Consider the following 22,006-nt stretch of genomic DNA (forward strand, 5'->3'; position numbering starts at 1 on the left):
TCAGGCCTTGTCGACAGACGCCTCGTAGATCTCGTCGATGGCTTCGGCCAGCGCGGCGTCGAACTCCCTGTCGCTCATGGACTTCTTCAGATCGTTGATCAGCGCACGTGAGAAGCTGGCGATCATGCCATGGTTCTCGGCGAGTTTCTGGCAGGCTTCGCTGCGCGAATAGCCGCCGGAGAGCGCCACCACGCGAACCACCCGCGGATGCTCGATCAGCGGACGATAAAAATCCGGCACGCTCGGTATCGTCAGCTTGAGCATGACGCGACTGCTTTCCGGCAGCGCATCCAGGCCCTTCAACAGTTCCTCGCGCAGGATCGACTCCGCGCCCGCCTTGTCCGGGCTCTTGATCGAGACCTCCGGTTCGAGGATCGGCACGAGGCCGTGCGCCACGATCTGCTGGCCGATCTGGAATTGCTGTTTCGCAATGGCCGCGATGCCTTCCTTCGATGCGAGGTTGATCACCGAGCGCATCTTGGTGCCGAAGATGCCCAGCTTCACCGCGCGCGCCAGCAGGTCGTCCAGCCCGGGGATCGGCTTCATCAGCTGCACGCCATCGGCTTCGGTCTCCAGCCCCTTGTCGACCTTGAGAAACGGTACGACGCCGCGGTCTTCCCACAGGAACGTCGGCACCGGCTTGTTCTCGGCCTGACCGTCCATGGTGGCTTCAAACAGAATCGCGCCGATGATCTTGTCACCGGTAAACGCCGGCGCGGTCATGATGCGTACCCGCATGGCGTGCATCAGCTGGAACATCTCGGTGTCGCCGCTGTACTCGCTATCGGCGATCCCGTAATGCCGCAATGCGCCCGGCGTCGACCCCCCGCTCTGGTCCAGCGCCGCAAAAAATCCCCGCTTCTCAGCAATCTGCTTCAACATCTTTTCATGGGCCACGGATAGTTCTCCTTTCAAGACACAGCAATCGATGCGTAATACATCCAGCTTGTGCAGGTATCACACCTGCCGGTGAAGATACGATCTGGACGATCACTGACCCTTTAAGTCCGCTGTGGAGCAGGTGGGTTCAACCGGTGACGGAGAGAGCATTGATCGCCTCCAGTCGTGCAGATCTTCCGATCACAAAACGCCATGCTCTCATACATCAGTCCAATACAGTTCGAGCAGCACAGGCAGCTGGCTTAGAATGGTGTCCATGACACCGACAGCCGTCCTGTTCCGAAGTCTTTGAAGATGCATCAGCATACGGGTAGAAAGCGTATCTTTTCTGAAGTAGTTCAACGCTTTCAAGTCCAGCGTAAGGGCGCTGTTACGTTGAATGAATCGTATGAGTGACGAGGCCATGCGCAGCAAATAGCGAATGATGTGGCACGTGCTCAATGGTTTGCTGGCGGCGGACTCTAAAGATGCATGGAGTTCTCACAGGGAGAAAACCATAGCTTGCGTTTCTTTGGAGAGAACTCTCTTTTCGTCTCGATATAGATCTTTCGCGGTTGTTGTCTTGATCCGCACAGCTTTATCGAAACTCCAAAAAGGATGCCGCATGCCGCATGCGAAAAGTACAGATTTGAGCGCATTTCGTAATTATATGCGATTTACTTCGCAAGTAATTTCATGCTTGCGCGGTCGAGGGCACCGCAATATATGATCAGATCGTAAATAAGCGTTGCTGCAGCAATTGCGGTGACGCGTGCCCGATAGGCAACAGGAAGTCTTCGCTACAAGGAACGTAATAGATGACCCCTAGTCTCCCTGCATCATGGTTCGCGCCGCCTCAGAGCGACGGCGCACGATGCTCTTCTTTAGTTGACGAAGACCTCCCTAAGTTGCAAAAACCTGGACATAACGCTCGAAACTTTAGACGCGTTTTTCCCAGCGGAATCGTCTTCGTAAGGCGAGAGCAAAACGGCCTCCTTTTTTCGCTTGAAGAAGCGAGGTTGCATCTAGCTGCCTTGTCTGCACATCCCATATTAAGAATTCAGGGGAGCCATGCAAATTTCATTGTTCGCTGAGGTAATGGGTGACCAAGCCAAACCTCTTCATGCCGCGTCACGGAGTTGGCTTATGCCCTTGCTCTTCGGTTTTGCGTGCACCTTGCAGGGCTGCAGTGACCCGCCCGCACCAACACCCACGCCGAATCCACATCCTACACAGATCCTGAAATTGAAGATCAGCGTGGAGAAGGGATCGGACGTGAACCGAGTCGAAGTCCAGTCGCTTTGGGTTGTTAGCAATCTAGGTTGTGCACCCGTGATCTGGCCTGCAGGCAATACCAGGGTAAAACAGGTACAAGTGGCAGAACACGTAGAAAAAATTGGTGACAGTTACGTCGCGACTATTTTCAGGGATCGCTTCCTACTCGATAAATGCCGCTGGGTGGGAGGCGCCGCAGGCATAAGGTTTTTCAACGGCGATCAGCCCCTTTCATCAGTTGGTGTGAATGATGAGGTTTTAAGCGGTAAGCGGACCTTAGAGATGACATGCCTAACAAAGCCATTCGTCGAGGTCGGTACATGCGGCTTAAGGGAGGAGGAGTCGTTTTACAAGAGCGAAGACAAGCACGCCTTTAATATTACAGTGGAGTTGATGAAATGAATCATCCGATAAATGGACTTGATGGTCTTCATGCACTTCTTAACGGCGATGAGGACCGAACGGCATGCATTATTTAACGAAACTATCCGTCTTCGGGATGGCGCTTTTTACGTCAGTACAAAGTATCTGCGCTCCGGTTGCATACAGATTGATCGAAAGTAATAGCGATCCTCAATGCGGTGCCTTCCTGGAGGCTTTGGAGAGGGCTCGAGTCGCTGCCATGTCAGATCAGCAAATTTGCAACGTAATGAATTCCAGAATTACTGATCTGATTAAAGGTAAGGATTTTAGCGAGGTTGCATGGACACCGCTCCCAATACCGAATGATTTAGAAAAGAGAGAGATCGCAAAGAAAGTGTATGAGGCCCGAGTAGATCGTGGCCACTTGCAGCAATTCACGAGAGACGAAGCCAAATACCTGTCTTCTTTTTCAAGTGCAATCTCTAACACAGACATCATCTTTGAGAAGGCGGATTTAAAGGTAGGGCACGAACCGGCCTATGCCCTCCAGTACCGAAGGTCGCGACGCGCAGCTGGATACAAAGGTTACGACGGTATACCCAACTGGGCCGTCTTTGCGGATAAGAAATATCAATCCGGTTTGCCATCGGGGCCTTACACGCCACCGGGAAATTTATTCTATTTGGACGGCCGCCTCGCTGTTTTTTCCATTATACCAGATAGCTGGTATGCGGAATCAAATGCAACTACTAAGCGCAATGTGCTTAGCGTCAACATCCAATCAGTTGATGGTGCGATCCTCGCAAACGGAAGCATTCAATTCAGTACAGAAGTTTTGTGCGTGGCGATTATTCACAGGCAAGGTTACTTAGGAGCATAGGACATGGCAGCTAACACTCCAGATCCACAAGATTGCACGCCAATTACAGCGGGAGAATCGGGAAATACTTCGCCTACTGGTGTGCCAAACACGGTAAATCTCACCGCGGTTAAGAACAATGCGTATGGATTCTTTTGGAGGCCTGTACTGGCCTTGTTTTTGGCTATATCAACCGCGAGCTACGGCGCCACCTTTAAAACGCAGGTGGACAACGATGGTCCCATCTGTACCACGTTCCTGGAGGACTTGAAGGCAGCGCATATCGAGCGGATGACCGACGCGCAGTTGTGCGATCTGGACCTGTCGAAAATCATGCGGGGGTTTGATTTCCCCACTTGGCAACGGCATCCGGAGATGGATGGCATCGCTACCTTGGATAAGATACAGAAGGCCAGCCTGCTACCAAACCCTTCGTCCGACTGGTCGAAATCCTGGCCGCAAAACATCGACTACGCGAAAGACTTGGATCGCAAGCATAAGCTTTATGTGGAAAGCAGCACGTTGACTCAATTGGGAACCGATGTCCATGTGCTTCAGGTAGCAGTCGATGGGTGTTACTTCAAATGGAGCAAAACCTCACCAGAACCTTTGAGGCTAACGCCGGATCTTTATGCATTGCCTGAATTTTCATTCGAACTCGATCCGGGACCCACACGGATGCTTCCATTCTTTATGGACCCTGGGTATTTATCAGGCACGTTGGCGAATTTCGGCAAAGGCAAACGGCAGATATTGGGATTGAAGCTGGACCATTCATGGGCCGTGCAAGATGATGGACGGAAGGTTCTAATAACCCAGGTAACGGGCTTCAGTTTTGAAGTGCCTAAACCAGACTCAACCAACCATATCGACAAAGAAGCCGGGCTCAAGCCGTATATCTACAATTTCCCCATTTGTCAGTTCGACATCTGGGTCAACGCCAAGGAGCTTTCTCATGACTGACCATTTGACCGCCCTGACCGGGGGCGTTTCGCTGACGGACATTGTCGAGAAATTTCTCAGCATGCCCGGCGTGGAAGGCACCGTGGCAACGCCTTATATCGACAGCAAGGGCATTCCCACAGTGGGCGTTGGGATTAATCTCTCTAACTCTAAATTCTCAACAATTTACCTGAATGACCTTGGGATAACCGATACGACGGTTATTAGTAATTTACAAAAGAATGTTTTTACCCATACATATACAACGTTGGATGCTTTAAAAACAGACATCAAGAAATATTATAACGGTAATCTGCTGCAACCGTTAAGTGACGCTCAAATACTGAGCCTCTATACCGATATAGCCATTGGAACGCCGCCAGTCGCTGGCGGTGATCCCACCACCTATCAAAGCCCGGACGGCAAGTTATCGATCTACGCGAATTTCGCAAAATATATCAAAGACAATCATATCGATCCGGCGATGCTGACCTCGCAAGAGGGCGTGGCGCTGCTTTCCTTGTATTTCAATGCGCCGGCCACGCTGGGCTCGAAGATCACGGCGGACTTGAATGAAAATGCCTTCAACCGGGTCGATGCGTGGTACCAGATTCGCTACGAAACGAACAAGGGTGCGCTGACCACATCCGACCCCACCGACGGGCATAACGGCGTGGCGATACGTCGCGATATGGAAAGCGCAGTCTTTGGCCTTTATGACCCGACCGATGCAACCAACGCTGATGGCACGCCGGTGCCAAGTATGGCCGAGGCCACGTCCATCTACGCCGATTTTTCCGGCACGCTGACAGATGCCAATGGACAGCAACATTCGCTGCGTAATTGGGCGTTGAATTATGAGCAGATCTACAGCTCACAGGTCGGTATCGCTACGCAACGGCTGACGCAGTCCGGGTTAGACGGGACGCCGATTCAGAACTTGCAGGTGCTGAGCTTGGAGAACGAACTCCAGCCCGCCGCCAACACCCTGAACGCCTCGCTCAACGACAAGTTGGAAAACCCGTACTACAGCAACACCGCATCATTCGATCCGCTAGACATTCAGATTGCCACTCTCGTGGGAGGTAGTACCGCGCACAATGCTGAAGATTTGATTGTAACTTCGCGATCCGGTTACCAAATCAATACTGGCGCTTACAATCCAAGCTTGCTAATTGCGCAAGGAGGCTACGTCGAGCTGGATGCCTCAAAGAGCAACTCAGATGCTGCGCTAATAGGTGGAACGGGAAACGATACAATTCTCGCAAGCTCAGGAAGTGACTATATTGTCGCTGGCAAGGGCAATGACTCGATTGTTCTGCAAAACGGCAACGACACAGTGGTCTTGGGAGAGGCCAATAATCCAACGCAAGCGGGTCAGGACACGTTGGATGCCACAAATGACAGCAACGATTTTACCTGCTACGTCGGCGTGGGTACGCATGAAACGATCAAGCTTGGTTCAGGCACGCCGTTGCTTTATCTCATTTCCGGTCAACAAGGTTCGCCAACAGCGCTAACGATAAGCTCTGAATGGGTCGCACCAGGTGAATGGTTTGACCCGGAAGCTGACGCATTTCTTGTGCAATTACCCGACGCATCGGGGCAAGTTAGTATCAATGAGGCGACAAAGAACATAGAGATCATTAAGGGGAACGCCTCTGGATCGTCTTCGCAAGCCGCTCAGAAGTTTTCACTTGCGCAACTTGAGAAGATCTATGCTTCTGATGTCAGTGGGACAGGTTCATCATCGCTCACGACTGAGCTAACACTGGATAACTTCTCGGGCAACGATGACGATGGAATCGACTTAGGCGCTGAGCCTCCGGCCGCTACAGTGCCCGGTTCCAGCAATATTACATTGTTGAGCTACGGAGGCCTCTCCGGTGACACCACGCCAGGCGGCGATGCTACGTATGTCTATGAGGACGACGTTTCGGGAGCACCCGTGGCAGCAATTTACGGTAGCAATAGCGCCGGAAATGCTTTTGGCAACGAGATACTGGGCGATGGCAACGCAACTTACATCAGTGCAGGAAACGGAAACAATCGGGTACTTCTAGGTAATTTTTACAGCCATGCCACGGATCCGACGGCGACCGCTTTAAGCGCCACCATAGTAGGTGGGTCAGGCAACCAGACTCTGATTGGTGTCGGCAACGGCACGGAAACGATCACCGGTGGCGCACTAGGATCGGATACGACGGCTACAACCTTTATTGATGGTGGTGGTGCCACAGCCGATCTCGTCGGAGGAGGGCAGAACAGCGTCATTTTTGGTGGTACAGGAGCCGATACGCTTGAAGCTAGCGAAAACGACGGAAGCTCAGGCTCGGGATTCCATCCCACGTCGATCCTCATGGCAGGTCTTTCCTTCTGGGGAGATGCCTACAGCTCGGTCGCCGGGGCTAGTGGCGATGAGTACGACGTCGGTTCGTTGCCAGAGGTCAACTGGTCGGGATCGGCGGCTAACATACAGGTGGACTTGTCGCTATTTCAGACCAACGATACCTACGGGACGCCATTTAATCTGCTGGGCTCGTCGTATGACTCGGGCTCCCCTGGATCGACGACACTCCCAGGCAGTTTGTTGATCGGCGGTACCGGTCAGGACGTGCTGATCGGTAATAGCGGCAACGACACTCTTATCGGTGGCAATCCGACCGACACGGTCAGCGGTACCACGGATGAAGTTCTCATAGGTGGCGCAGGGGCCAACCTCATTTACGGCGCAAATGGCTCCGAGATCATCTACGCCGACATGGGACCGGGTGACGTTGCAGGTTGGGCGACCCTCGATGCATCTGACTCGGATACCGTCTACGGTGGTGACGGTACCGATGTCATCTATGGTTCCGGCGGCAATGACTACCTTTATGGTGGATCTGGCATCGACCAGATCTACATAGGCAACGGTGCCACTTACGTCGATGCGGGCTCTGGAACGTCCAGTATCTATGGCGGTACCGGCAACGATACGATTATCGCTGGAGGTGCCTCCGATGTCGTCGAGACGGGCGACGGTAATTCCAGTGTTTCGCTTTCGGCCGGCGAGGCCACGATCACCACGGGTGCCGGCAACGATACGATTGCTGCTGATAGCGGTGGTGGTACGGCGCTCATTACGGAAGGTACGGGGGCGGTAACCATTCTGGCCGGTGTGAGCACGGGCTCGGATACGGTGCAACTGGGTTCCGGCGGGACGACAGTTCAAGTCGATAGCGAGTTGGACGAATCGACCCTGGTTGTTCGCGACGTCAACGGCGACTTGGTATTGTCGGACGGTGGCGCGATGCAGTTGACACTGCAGAGTTATTTTGCCGATGGCGGCAGTGCGGCCCTTCAGTTCTCGGATGGCACGAGTTGGGGTGCAGCGCAGATTCTGCAAGCTTCAATGACGCCAAGTTCGGATGGCGGCAATGACACACTCGTTGGCTCAAATGGCAATGACAGCATTACCGCCGGTTACGGCAACACCTCGATAGTCGGTGTGTCGGGGGACAATACGCTGACGGGTGGAGAGGCTCCCGATACGATTGACGGTGGCAGCGGCGCGGACACCATCGAGGGTGGATCGGTCACCACCGTGATCAATGGCGGCACGGGCACGGAAACCTATACGTACAACCTGGGTGACGGGTCAGACACGATCTTCGAGAACATCGCCGCAGCCGGTAATGACACGATTTCATTTGGTGCAGGGATCAGTGAGGCTGATCTCTCCTATATCTACGACAGCTCGACAAATGATTATCAGATCACCGCCACGTCGACGGGTCAGACGATTACGATCTCCAACTTCGTCGCCACACAAACCAGTCAGCATCAGATTGCAGCTATCGATTTCGCCGATGGGACCAGCTTGTCCCAATTGCAGGCCATACAGCTGGGCGTGGCGATTGACGGCACCACAGGCAACGATGATCTGACTGGCACGTCGAGTGCCAACTATTTCGATGGCAAGGGCGGCGATGATATCGAGTACGGCGAGGGCGGCAATGATACTTTTGTATTCAACGCCGGCTATGGTCAGTTGGAAATCAACGAGACCTACGCCGATGGTCAACAACCCATCCTGCAGCTAGGTGCGGGCATCACGGCGTCGGCGCTAAAGGTAGCGCCAGACAGTTCAGGATCCAGCCTGGTCCTGACCGATGGCATCAGTGGCGACCAGATCACTTTGGACAATGCGATCGCGAGCAGTGATTCCAATGGCGTGCAGGAAGTTGTGTTGGCCGACGGGACGACGCTCACTGCAGATCAGTTGGTGCAGATGTCCCAGAGCATTACGGGAACGACGGGTAGCGACACCTTAAGCGGTACGTCTGGCGCAGACCTATTCGATGGACAGGGTGGCGGCGATATCGAAATCGGCAATGGCGGCAATGATACGTTCGTATTCAACGCTGGCTACGGTGATCTGGCGATTAATGAAGTTTACGCCAACGGCCAGCAGCCTATTTTGCAACTGGGAGCTGGAATCACGGCGTCGGCGCTGCATGTGACGACAGATGGCTATGACCTGTCTTTGACCGATGGCGTTGCGGGCGATCAAATTACATTGAACAAAATGTGGGAGACGTATGCCAACGACGGCGTAGCCGCCGTTCGGTTATCCGACGGCAGCCTGCTCACACGTGCGCAGTTGACGCAAATGGAGATTGCAGGTGGCACGACCGGCAATGATTCTCTCTACGGAACACCGGGGGCTGACCTGCTCGATGGCAAGGGTGGTGGCGACTTCGAAAACGGAGAAGGTGGTAACGACACGTTCGTATTCAATGCCGGCTATGGTGATCTGAAGATTCTTAATTCCATTAATGGTAGCGATCAGCCGGTCTTGCAGCTGGGTAGCGGGATCACGCAAGCGAATTTACACGTCATAGAAAGTGGGGATGACTTGTTACTGACCGATGGTTTCACAGGAGATCAGATTCAGCTGGTTGAGATGTGGTATGAAAATGATGAAGGTGTTTCATTGGTCAGGTTGGCCGATGGCACTACGTTAACGCGCGCTCAGCTGATGCAAATGGAGTTAACCGGTACTAACGGGAGCGATACGATTTACGGGACCTCCGGTGCCGACTTGCTCGATGGTAAGGGCGGCAAGGATTTTGTTATTGGCAATGGCGGCAATGATACGTTTGTCTACAAAAGCGGTTATGGCCAACTTGAAATCAATGAAACTTATGCTAGTGGCCAATCACCTATACTTGAACTAGGAGCCGGTATAACGGAATCAATGTTGCACGTCACAACAGATGGTGGCAACAATCTGTACCTCAGCGACGGCACCAATGGCGACCAGATTGAAGTAGATCAGATGTGGTACACCATGTCGACCGGTACCGGCAATTATGGTGTACAAGCGGTGCAGCTGGCTGATGGAACCACTCTAACGTTAACGCAGCTCACGCAAATGGAAGTCATGGGCGGGACCGTTGGAAGCGACACGATTTATGGCACTTCCGGTGCTGATGTGATCGACGGTAAGGGTGGAAACGATTCTGTCAAAGGCAATGGCGGTAATGACACTTTCGTATTCAATGCCGGATACGGGAAACTGGATATCGCCAATGCCTATAGGAGTACTGAGCAGCCCATTCTGCAACTGGGGGAAGGGATCGAACTGTCGAATTTAATGGTAATGGTCGAAGGCAGTGATCTCTGCATAACAGATGGCATTACTGGCGATCAGATCGTTTTAGAAGGTGATGTCGCAGTCAGCTATGAAAACGAAGGAAATGGAGACTCAGGGCCGGCCATAGTTACTCACGCTAATTTGCAGGGGGTTGCCGAGCTAAAGCTGGAAGACGGAACGATATTGACGGCGGATCAGCTCGCCCAGATGGCCGGTACCTATATGTACGGTACAACGGGTAACGATACTCTCGGCGCCACTGGAAGTACTTCTAATGGGGATATTATTGACGGTAGAGGCGGAAACGACCTGGAAGTCACCAGCGGTGGCAACGACACGTTTGTCTTCAATGCCGGGTATGGTCAGCTGGAGATCGATGGAGCCGGTGGCTTTGACTGGCCCGGATATGTAGATCCAGCTCCCGTTGTGCAACTCGGCTCGGGAATTACAGCATCGGACTTGAAAGCCACAGAGGTCGATGAATATACCATGGCTCTGATCGACGGCATAAGCGGTGACAAGATTACGCTTTACGATATGGGCAGCCAATTCAGTGGCGTCGGCTCGCCTATAGTGCAACTGGCAGATGGCACAACTATGACCATGGCCCAGTTGCTTTGGGCGGGTCTCCCGCAAGGAACAACGGGTAACGATACACTTGTGGGTACGTGGGGTGGCGAACTCATCGATGGGAAAGGTGGCAACGATTCCATCACGGGTGAAGGCGGTAGCGATACATTTGTTTTCGATGCCGGGTATGGCCAATTGGCTATCAATGAAATTTATTCGGCTGGGCAGCAGCCAATACTCCGTTTTGGCGCTGGAATTACAGCGTCGGATTTGCGGGTTACGTCTGATGGATACAATCTTTTTATAGCCGATGGAACCAGCGGTGATCTGGTCACTTTAGATAACATGCTGTATGTCAGCAACGATGGCGTAGCCGAGGTCACGCTGGCTGACGGCACAACGCTGACGCGCAATCAACTGATCCAGATGGAATTATCGAGCGGTACAGCTGGTAACGATACCCTCTATGGAGGGGGAGAGGCAGATCTTATCGACGGCAAAGGCGGCAATGATTCGGTAGTTGGCAATGGCGGCAACGACACGTTCGTCTTTGATTCCGGCTATGGTCGACTGGAGATCGATGAGACCTACCTCAGCGGACAGCAGCCTGTATTACAACTGGGTGTAGGAATTACCGCGTCGACTTTACATGTCACGTCCGATGGAGTCAGCCTAATTTTGACTGACGGCATCGGTGGCGATCAGATTGTCTTGGACAACGAACTTCTGGATTTTGCCTATCGCTACGGCGTTTCGGCATTGCAATTCGCTGATGGCACGACTTTGACAGCCTCTCAGTTGATTCAGATGGAACTAACCGGGACGACTGGCAGTGACACACTTTATGGCACATCCGGCGCAGATTTGCTCGATGGCAAAGGTGGTAACGACTCGGTCGTGGGTAATGGCGGTAACGACACGTTCGTATTTAATGCCGGCTACGGTCAATTAGCGATCGATGAAAGCTATATCGGTGGTCAGCAATCGGTCTTGCAACTGGGCGGGGAAATCACGGCGTCGGCGCTGATTGTGACGTCCGACGGCACCAGTCTTTTCCTAACTGATGGTGTCAGCGGTGACCGAATAACTCTGGAAAACGAGCTCGAGAACTCTACCGAGGGTGTGCAGGTCGTAACGTTTACCGACGGCACGGCATTAACCGCCGCCCAACTCAATCAGATGGAGATGACTGGCACTACTGCTAACGATACCTTGTACGGAACGTCGGGCGCTGACGTGATTGATGGCAAGGGCGGCAGCGATTCGGTCATCGGCGAAGGTGGCAGCGATACGTTTGTCTTCAACGTTGGCTACGGACATCTAGAGATCAACGAGAGCTACAACACCTCAGAGCAACCCGTATTGAAATTCGGCGCAGGGATTACTGCCGCGTCGCTGCATGTGAACGAAAACGCGAATAATCTCATCATTGCCGACGAGACTACCGGCGATCAGATCACGCTGGACAAGATGTGGTCGACTAGCGGTGATGGTGTGGCGACAGTGCAATTCGCCGACGGTACGACAATGACGGCCGCCCAGCTGATCCAGATGGAAATGACTGGGACGACCGGCGCTGACACGATTACCGGTACATCCAGCGCGAACTTGATCGACGGCAAAGGCGGCAATGATTCCGTCGTCGGCAGTGGCGGCAACGATACCTTCGTCTTCAACTCCGGTTACGGCCACCTGGAGATCAACGAGGTCTACAAGAGCGGGCAGGTACCGGTGCTGCAGCTGGGCTCGGGGATTACAGCCTCGGTACTGCACGTCACCAAGAGCGGCAACAACCTGATGCTGACCGATGGCGTCAGCGGTGACCAGATCACATTGGATAGCATGTGGACCACCGCCACCGATGGTGTCGCCAGCGTGCAGTTATCGGATGGTACGACGCTGACACGAGCGCAGATGATCGCGCTGGAGATGACCGGCACGACGGGTGCCGACACGATCACCGGCACATCGGGCGCCGATGTGATCGACGGCAAGGGCGGTAACGATTCCGTGGTCGGCAGTGGCGGTAACGACACCTTTGTCTTCAACTCGGGCTACGGTCATCTCGAAATCAACGAGGTCTATAGCGGCAGTCAGCAGCCGGTGCTGCAATTCGGTGCGGGTATCACCGCGTCGTCGCTGCACGTGACCGAAAGCGCGAATAACCTCATCGTGACCGATGGGGTGGCTGGCGATCAGATCACGCTGGACAAGATGTGGTCCACCAGCACCGACGGTGTCGGCGAAGTGACCTTCGCCAATGGCACCACGCTCACTCGCGCGCAGCTGATCCAAATGGAAATGACGGGCACGACCGGTGCGGACACGATCACCGGCACCTCGGGCGCCGATGTGATCGACGGCAAGGGCGGCAACGATTCCGTCGTTGGCAGCGGCGGCAATGACACGTTCGTCTTCAACTCAGGCTACGGCCATTTGCAGATCAACGAGGTCTACACCAGCGGTCAAACGCCTATCCTGCAACTGGGCGCGGGCATTACCTCGTCGGCGCTGAAGGTCGCCAAGAGTGGCAATAATCTGGTGTTGACCGATGGCGTCAGCGGTGACCAGGTCACGTTCAATAATATGTGGACCACGGCCACGGATGGCGTCGCCAAGGTGACGCTGGCCAATGGCACGTCGCTCACACGCAGTCAGTTGATCACGATGGGTACGACGCCGGCGGCGACAAAGCCCGTCGCGCAATCGAAGGCCATGAGCACGTCCGCCGATCCGATCCCCGTCAATACGTTGATCCATGCCATGGCGAGCTACGGCGGAAGTGATCCTGCGGCCATCACGACATCGCCAACGCTTAATCCGGCCACCCCCGATCTCCTGTTGCATGCTGCGGCATAGCAAGGAGTCACCAAGCAAAACGGCATGGCTGGCAGTGAGGCACGGTTGTAGTCCATGGACTACAACCGTGGAGGGCTTTGCCTCATAGCTCGTGCGCGCGAAGGAATGTAGTTTCAGCCGTAGGTGAAGCACTCAGCTATAGCCTCAACCAATGACGCAAGCTGAGCAAACAAATGCCGAGAATTTATGCAAAATCCACCAAGCGCAGAGGCTTTTTACAGCAAAGTGACGCACGCGAGCCGCACTTCACTGCAATGGCTCAGACCGTCGCTACTTGTTGTCATGGCGTGTGCGCTGCAGGCCTGTGGCTTTTGGTCTACGCCGCCTCCCGCGCCCAATCCAACGCCCAACCCTTATCCACAAAAAACGTCGCACTTGAAAATATCAGTGCAAGACGGATCGAACGTGAATAATGTTGAAGTCGTATCGCTTTGGACCTTCGGCGATATTGGGTGCGCGCCTAGAAACCAAGTATCCGGTGCCGCGATGGCCAAGCAGGTCAACGTCACAGAACACGTGGAGAAAGTAGGGCCCGATTACGTAGCAACCATCGTCGATGATCGTTTTTTCCCCGACAAATGCCGATGGAGAGGTGGCGCATATGGAATACGTTTTATGCATGACAATCTTGTGCTTTCAAGTACCGGTGTCGGTCCGAATCAGTTCGATGCGTCCGGTAAATTGGAATTAACCTGCACGGTGCCCCCAGACGACCCGCCGACATGTTTTCTAAGAAATAAAGAGGTTTTCCTTAGGAGCCATTTCCATGGCGTTTTTAATGTAACTATGGAGCTAAAAAAATGACGAGCGCAATGGATGAGACGGTAGGTCTACAGGCACTGATTGATGACGATACGTTCAGTAACAAGGCTGCCTTCTATGATTCTGCGATTGCGTCGCAAAATCAGGTTGTTGCAGCAGCAATTCCCTTGTCTTATTCATTAGCGAATTTTATTGGTTTGGCTGCAGTTGTTTACTTTGATCCATTGCCAACCAAAGCTTCAGTGCCGATCGAAATTAACGGCACAGCCTATACAATTATTGACAGCATCAATGATCAAGCAAATAGCTACCAAGGTCTGATTTTATTCGATAAGTCTACCGATTCGATAATTGTGGTCAATCGTGGATCACAAGAAGCCGGAGACTTTGGCACTGATGCCAAAATGTTTTTAGCTAACATAAACAACCAATGGGCAGATGCGGAAAAACTCGGGCAGGAAGCGGCCGATTACGCCAAAACTCACGATATCGCAACCATCTATAGCGTCGGTCATTCTCTGGGCGGCACGCTGACGCAATTGCAGGCAACGAAGTTCGGTTGGACTGGCGTGACATTCAATGCTTACGGAGCTGGGGAGTTGCTTGCAAATTATGGCCTGACTCAGAGTTCCACAGCAACGATAACGAATTATCGCGACATGTTCGACGTGGTGTCAGATGCTTCGACTCAGGTAGGTAGTCAACCTGTAACCATTGAGACATCCGCTGACCAATCGCTACTGGCTTCCGGAAATTACTCAAATCTATCTGATCTTATCAGCACCATCTTCGGGGATCATGGTATAGGGAATTTCTACAGTCCAGATAGTGGACCAGATGATTCCTCAAATAATGGAAATCTCATTTTTAATGAGGCTTTGGCATTTAGCCTAGCTCCGCCGTCCACTCAATTGGTGACGTTTGCCGAGGATCTGGTTGCAGGGGTGGCTGAGGTTATCCAGCTGGAGGTATTGGGTGACGGAACGGGAGGCAATCTGAGTGTCTCGCAAGCTGCCACAGAGGCTTGGCAATATATTAGCGGTCAGTCCGTATCGGGAATAAAGGCGGTTGTGCCGTTAGATTCAACGTTGCTGGCTAATGCCTTAAATTCATCGGCCTCAAACAACATTTACCGCGCGTCACTGGTGGCGCTTAGTCCTGTGGTGCTGCAGGGAGTAGTTCCCAATCTCTTGTCGAACTATGCGCTTTGGTCACCAGGTCAAAGTTCTGGTTTAACAAAAGATTTTTTGACTGCTAGAAATGACATGGTTTTGGCCATGGTCACCTTAGCTGGCGCAGGGCAACTTCCAGGGGGTTCCGTAAACAGTAGTGGCAGAGATTCTTATGTTTATTCTGATCTCACGCGTTCGGCTAGTCCGCTTTATACGCTGAACGGTCAGGGAGGCAGTACCTACGATGTCGTTTTTGCCGATGACAAGGGCGATGCACTGACGGTTTCACCTGGTGCCAATGCCGAACTTTTTGGGGGCGCGGGCAACGACACCTTATTCGGCAGCAGCGGTAACAATACACTCCAGGGCGGAGCCGGAACCGATACCTACGTTATCGACGGCAGCGGCAGCGGTATGGACTATATCCTCGATACCGATGGCAAAGGCACTATTGAATGGAAGTCGTCGAACGGCAGCACGCAGACACTGACCGGGGGCACTGATCAGGCCGGTACGTCGGATTGGAAATCCGCCGATGGCTTGTTTACCTACACCGAGGATCTGTCGGCCGACGGGAGTCCGGAGCTCGAGATTCTGTCGGGAGGCAAGACCGTCTATATCGACGATTTTACCAACGGCGAATTCGGCATAAATCTAACGACCGCTACCAGCGGCACCCAAGGCAGTAGCAATTTATCCCAGCTTGAGGATGGCGGCATAACCGATGGTGGCTATCACGATTACGCCAACAGTGCGTCCTCACCCGCCGAAAGCATTTATGGCGCTGACAGTTCAGGTCCCTTTGGGAATCTGATAACCGGCGAGGGTAATGCCAGTTACATTTACGCGGGTAATGGCAACAATATTGTCCTGCTTGGCGATTTCTATAACCGCGCCACTAATCCCCTCATCAAGCCGATAAACACCATGATACAAGGTGGCTCGGGCAACCAGCTGCTTGTTGGTGTGGGCAGCGGTAATGAAACAATTGCCGGCGGCGCCGTGGGCTCAGACACGACGGAGTTTACTTTTATCGACGGTGGTGGCGCCAATGCTTTGCTGGAAGGCGGTGGGCAAAACAGCGTTATTTTTGGTGGCACCGGCGCCGATACGCTGGTGGCCAGCAACGGCAGGGGTACGAACTTCAACCCCAAGACTATCGCACTAGCCGGTCTATCATTTTATGGCGATGCCTACGAAGACAACGCTGCCTTGATGCCGCAATTGACTTGGGGAGCAACCTCCGATGCCAACGTCCAAGTGTCTATTTCCTTACCACAGGCCGACGGCACCTACGGCGCTGCAACCGACTTGCTGGGTTCGTCAATGGACTCTGGTACGCCTAACGCCAGCTCGCCTATGCACGGCAGCGAGTTGATCGGTGGCACGGGATCGAACTTTTTGATTGGCAACAGCGGTAACGATACGATTATAGGCGGTCAGCCAACCGCTCCGGTTAGCGGCACGACGGACGAGGTACTGATTGGTGGCGCTGGTGCCGACGTGATCTATGGTGGCGGTGGTACGGAAATCATCTACGGAGATCTAGGGCCCGGCAACGCCACTGGCTGGGCTAACCTCGACGCAAATGATGCGGACACAATCTATGGCGGCAGCGGTTACGACTACATCTATGGGTCCGGGGCAAATGACGTCATTTATGGAGGATCGGGTACTAGCATCATCCACGTTGGCAATGGCAACAGTTACATACAAACAGGATCTGGCACAGCGGCCGTCTTCAGTGGTAGTGGTAACGACACGATCGTGGCCGACAGTGCCAGCGCCGCGATTCAGCTCAGCACGGGTAACGCCTATATTGAGTTAGCAGAAGGTTTTACAACCATCTTGGGCAGCACCGGTAACGACACGATACAAGCTGGTGCTGGTAATGCTCTTATCCATGATGGAAGCGGCACTACTACGCTCATTGTCGGTGCTAGTTCGGGATCGGAGACTATTCAGGGTAGCTCAGGCAGCACTGCCATCCAGTTGACTGATGGATTGACCGAAGCGTCGCTGGTGGTGAACGACAATAGCGGTGATTTGGTACTTTCTTGCTTAGGTTTCCCTTCTCAAATCACAGTCAGCGGTTATTTTAATAGTCCAACAGGCGTTTCTCTGCAGTTTTCAGACGGTACGATCTGGGGTGCCGCGCAGATACAAGAACGTCTTATGGAGGAAGTCACTACTATCGACGGCACTGTCGGCGACGACACCTTGCAAGGTACCCCGGAAGCAGATTCCATTGATGGTGGTGGCGGTAACGATTCTGTCGTCGGCGGTGGCGGGAATGACACTTTCGTATATAACCCCGGATATGGTCAGCTTGAAATTTCCGAAAATTATTCAAATGGTCAACAGCCGGTCCTGCAATTAGGCAAAGGTATTACTGCGTCAGCAGTTAAAGCCGCGTTGAGCGGTTACGACATTATCCTTACCGATGGCATAAGCGGTGATCAGATCGTGCTAGATGACGAAGCCTATCCCTATGCCAATGGTTATGGCGTGCAGGAGGTATTGTTTGCAGATGGAACGTTACTCAATCCGTCACAACTGAACGATTTGGCTCGTGAGCTCGATGGCACGACTGGGTCAGATTATTTGGAGCCGGGGAATGTAACGCACCTCATCGATGGTAAGGGTGGCAACGATACGGTGATTGCTTACGGCGTAGACAACGATACGTTCGTTTTCAACCCCGGGTATGGCGATCTGGATATCAGCAATGTCGATAATGGGGTTCAGCAGCAATCCGTGTTGCGCTTGGGGCAAGGGATCACGGCATCCATGTTGAAAGTTACGAGCAACGGGTATGACCTTATTCTTAGTGACGGCATTGTTGGCGATCAAATCACGTTGGATCGAATGTGGGAGAACTTTAATCCTGGACCCGGCGGAAATGGGGTTGGGACAGTTCAGCTAGCTGATGGCACCACGCTGACGCCAGAGCAATTGCTCCAGATGGAACTAGCCGGGGGGACAACCGGCAACGACAGCATATATGGCAGCCCCGATGCCGAGCTTATCGATGGTAGGGGAGGAAACGATTTTGTAGCCGGCGACGGTGGAAACGACACTTTCGTTTTTAATGCCGGTTATGGCCATCTGGAGGTTAACAATGGCTATTCCAGTGGCCAACTGCCCGTGCTGCAGTTAGGTGCGGGAATCACGGCATCAATGCTCAAGGTTACGACTGATGGAGATTCCGTTTTCCTAAGCGATGGCATAAGTGGCGACAAGATCCAATTGGATTACATGTGGTGGAAGACAGAATTAGGCTCTGACGATGGCGTAGCGCTCGTGCAATTCGCTGATGGCACTTCGCTCACAGCGGTCCAATTGAACCAGATGGAACTAGCCAATGCGACGACGGGTAATGACACCTTGTACTCGACCGGTGAAGGGGATCTTATCGATGGCAAAGGCGGGAACGACGTCGAGATTAGTGACGGAGGGAGTGACACATTCGTATTCAACGCCGGTTATGGCCAACTAGCGGTCGATGAATATGGCTGGAACGCAATAGACAAGCCGGTAGTTCAGTTGGGGGCAGGAATTACGCTGTCGTCGCTCCATGTCACGACAGATGGAAGCAGCTTTTTTTTGACTGATGGCATCAACGGCGATCGTATCAGTATATTCAACGGGTGGACTGAGTCTGCAGGCCTTCTAACCGTGCAAATGGCAAACGGTACAATTTTATCAAATGCGCAGTTAATCCAGATGGAAGTGGCCAGCGGTACAACTGGTAGCGACAGTATCTATGGTACCTCTGGAGCGGATCTGATCGACGGCAAAGGTGGGAGCGATTCCATCGTCGGCAATGGAGGGAATGATACGTTCGTGTTCAATGCCGGTTATGGCAAGCTTGAAATCAACGAAAGCTATATCAGTGGTCAAGAGCCCGTCCTTAAACTGGGTTCTGGCATCACGGTGGCGACGCTGCATGTCACGAATGATGGCTCCAATCTGATTTTGGATGATGGCATCGGCGGCGATCAGGTCACGCTGGATGGTGAAGGCACAAACAATTACTACGGCGTGCAAAGCGTGTTGTTTGCTGATGGCACCACACTGACAGCATCTCAACTGCGTGAAATGGCAGTGACTGGGACGAGCGGCAACGACACGCTGTCTGGCACATCGGGTGCTGATCTCATCGACGGTAAGGGTGGAAACGACTCTGTCGTCGGCAATGGCGGCGACGACACATTCATCTTCCATGCCGGTTACGGCCAACTGGCAATCAACGAGAGCTACAGCAACAGCGAGCAACCTGTATTGCAAATGGGTGCAGGGATTACCGCGTCGGCGCTACATGTTACGTCCGATGGAACCAGCCTGTTCCTAACGGACGGCATCAGCGGCGACGAGATCACGTTACAAAACGAGCTCCAGAACGCCAACGATGGTGTGCAAGTGGTGACGTTTGCCGATGGCACGTCATTGACAGCAGCTCAGCTCAATCACATGGAAATGACCGGTACGACGGGTAGCGACACCCTCTATGGCACGTCAGGTGCGGACTTGATCGACGGAAAAGGTGGTAGCGATTCCGTGGTCGGTGCAGGCGACAGCGACACCTTCGTCTTCAACTCAGGCTACGGCCATCTGGAGATCAACGAGGTCTACAAGAGCGGACAGGTGCCCGTGCTGCAACTTGGTGCGGGAATCACCGCCTCGGCCCTGCACGCTATCAAAAGTGGAAACAACTTGGTGCTAACCGATGGCGTCAGCGGTGACCAGGTCACGTTGGATAGCATGTGGACCACCGCCACCGATGGTGTCGCCAGCGTGCAGCTATCGGATGGTACGACGCTGACACGAGCGCAGATGATCGCGCTGGAGATGACCGGTACGACCGGTGCCGACACGATCACCGGCACATCGGGCGCCGATGTGATCGACGGCAAGGGCGGTAGCGATTCAGTCGTTGGTAGTGGCGGCAACGACACGTTCGTCTTCAACTCTGGCTACGGCTATCTGGAGATCAACGAGGCCTATAAGAGCGGACAGGTGCCAGTGCTGCAGTTGGGCGCGGGGATTACTGCCTCGGCATTGCACGCCACCAAGAGCGGCAACAACCTGGTGCTGACCGATGGCGTCAGCGGTGATCAGGTCACGTTGGATGGCATGTGGACCACCGCCACCGATGGTGTCGCCAGCGTGCAGCTATCGGATGGTACGACGCTGACACGAGCGCAGATGATCGCGCTGGAGATGACCGGCACGACGGGTGCCGACACGATCACCGGCACATCGGGCGCCGATGTGATCGACGGCAAGGGCGGTAACGATTCCGTGGTCGGCAGTGGCGGTAACGACACCTTTGTCTTCAACTCGGGCTACGGTCATCTGGAAATCAACGAGGTCTATAGCGGCAGTCAGCAGCCGGTGCTGCAATTCGGTGCGGGTATCACCGCGTCGTCGCTGCACGTGACCGAAAGCGCGAATAATCTCATCGTAGCCGATGGGGTGGCCGGCGATCAGATCACGCTGGACAAGATGTGGTCCACCAGCACCGACGGTGTCGGCGAAGTGACCTTCGCCAATGGCACCACGCTCACTCGCGCGCTGCTGATCCAAATGGAAATGACGGGCACGACCGGTGCGGACACGATCACCGGCACCTCGGGCGCCGATGTGATCGACGGCAAGGGCGGCAACGATTCCGTCGTTGGCAGCGGCGGCAATGACACGTTCGTCTTCAACTCAGGCTACGGCCATTTGCAGATCAACGAGGTCTACACCAGCGGTCAAACGCCTATCCTGCAGCTGGGCGCGGGCATTACCTCGTCGGCGCTGAAGGTCGCCAAGAGTGGCAATAATCTGGTGTTGACCGATGGCGTCAGCGGTGACCAGGTCACGTTCAATAATATGTGGACCACGGCCACGGATGGCGTCGCCAAGGTGACGCTGGCCAATGGCACGTCGCTCACACGCAGTCAATTGATCACGCTGGGTACGTCGGCGGCGACAAAACCCGTCGCCCAATCGAAGGCCATGAGCACGTCCGCCGATCCGATGTCCGTCAATACGTTGATCCACGCCATGGCGAGCTACGGCGGAAGTGATCCTGCCGCCATCACGACATCGCCAACGCTTAATCCGACCACTTCCGATCTCTTGCTGCATGTTGCGGCATAGCGGTGAGTCAGCAAGGAAAAGGGCATAGCTAGCAGTGAGGCACGGTTGTAGTCCATGGACTACAACCGTGGAGGGCTTTACCTCATAGCCCCTGCGTGCGAGGGAATGTAATTTCGTCTGTTGGACCAAAATTTAGGGGATCCATGGAAATTTCATTGTTCGCTGAGGTAATTGGTGACCAAGCCAAACCTCTTCATGCCGCGTCACGGGGTTGGCTTATGCCCTTGCTCTTGAGTGTCGCGTGCACGCTATAAGGTTGCAATGGTCCGCCCGCGCATCTCCCACGCCGAATCCACATCCCGTGCAGCCCCTGAAACTGAAGATCAGCGTGGAGAAGGAATCGGAGGTGAACCGAGTTGAAGTCCAGTCGCTTGGGGTTGTTAGCAACCTAGGTTGTGCCCCCGTGATCTGGCCTGCAGGTAATACCAGGGTAAAACAGGTTCAAGTGGCAGAACGCGTAGAAAAAATCGGTGACAGTTACGTTGAGACTATTTTCGAGGATCGCTTCCTGCCGGACAAAAGCGCCTTGATCGC

General features: G+C 53.7%; 7 protein-coding genes. 6 read left to right on the forward strand and 1 reads right to left on the reverse strand.

What is annotated here, in order from left to right; all coding sequences use genetic code 11:
• Nucleotides 1-882, reverse strand: coding sequence for a fructose bisphosphate aldolase (locus HDE78_RS17525; RefSeq protein WP_218862508.1), 882 nt, complete (start codon nucleotides 880-882; stop codon nucleotides 1-3).
• 1,143 nt (nucleotides 883-2,025) lie between these two features.
• On the opposite strand from HDE78_RS17525, the gene HDE78_RS17530 reads away from it, so the two are divergent.
• The 6 genes from HDE78_RS17530 to HDE78_RS17555 all read left to right on the forward strand — a co-directional run bounded on the left by HDE78_RS17530 (nucleotide 2,026) and on the right by HDE78_RS17555 (nucleotide 21,472).
• Nucleotides 2,026-2,556, forward strand: coding sequence for a hypothetical protein (locus tag HDE78_RS17530; protein WP_179481872.1), 531 nt, complete (start codon nucleotides 2,026-2,028; stop codon nucleotides 2,554-2,556).
• 64 nt (nucleotides 2,557-2,620) lie between these two features.
• Nucleotides 2,621-3,397, forward strand: a complete 777-nt coding sequence (locus HDE78_RS17535; RefSeq protein ID WP_179481874.1) for a hypothetical protein — start codon at nucleotides 2,621-2,623, stop codon at nucleotides 3,395-3,397.
• A gap of 3 nt (nucleotides 3,398-3,400) precedes the next feature.
• A complete protein-coding gene (locus tag HDE78_RS17540) occupies nucleotides 3,401-4,339 on the forward strand; it encodes a hypothetical protein (RefSeq protein WP_179481876.1) in 939 nt (312 codons plus the stop codon).
• Entirely contained in the window at nucleotides 4,332-13,388 is a 9,057-nt protein-coding gene (locus tag HDE78_RS17545) for a calcium-binding protein (RefSeq protein ID WP_179481878.1), read from the forward strand. Before HDE78_RS17540 ends, HDE78_RS17545 begins: the two co-directional genes overlap by 8 nt.
• 186 nt (nucleotides 13,389-13,574) lie before the next feature.
• On the forward strand, nucleotides 13,575-14,192 hold the full coding sequence (locus tag HDE78_RS17550; RefSeq protein WP_179481879.1) for a hypothetical protein: 618 nt from the start codon (nucleotides 13,575-13,577) through the stop codon (nucleotides 14,190-14,192).
• Nucleotides 14,189-21,472, forward strand: a complete 7,284-nt coding sequence (locus tag HDE78_RS17555; RefSeq protein WP_179481881.1) for a calcium-binding protein — start codon at nucleotides 14,189-14,191, stop codon at nucleotides 21,470-21,472. The genes HDE78_RS17550 and HDE78_RS17555 overlap by 4 nt, the downstream gene beginning before the upstream one ends.
• Nucleotides 21,473-22,006: the final 534 nt, after the last annotated feature.

Origin of the sequence: Rhodanobacter sp. K2T2, from assembly GCF_013408815.1 — a bacterium.
GTDB lineage: Bacteria > Pseudomonadota > Gammaproteobacteria > Xanthomonadales > Rhodanobacteraceae > Rhodanobacter.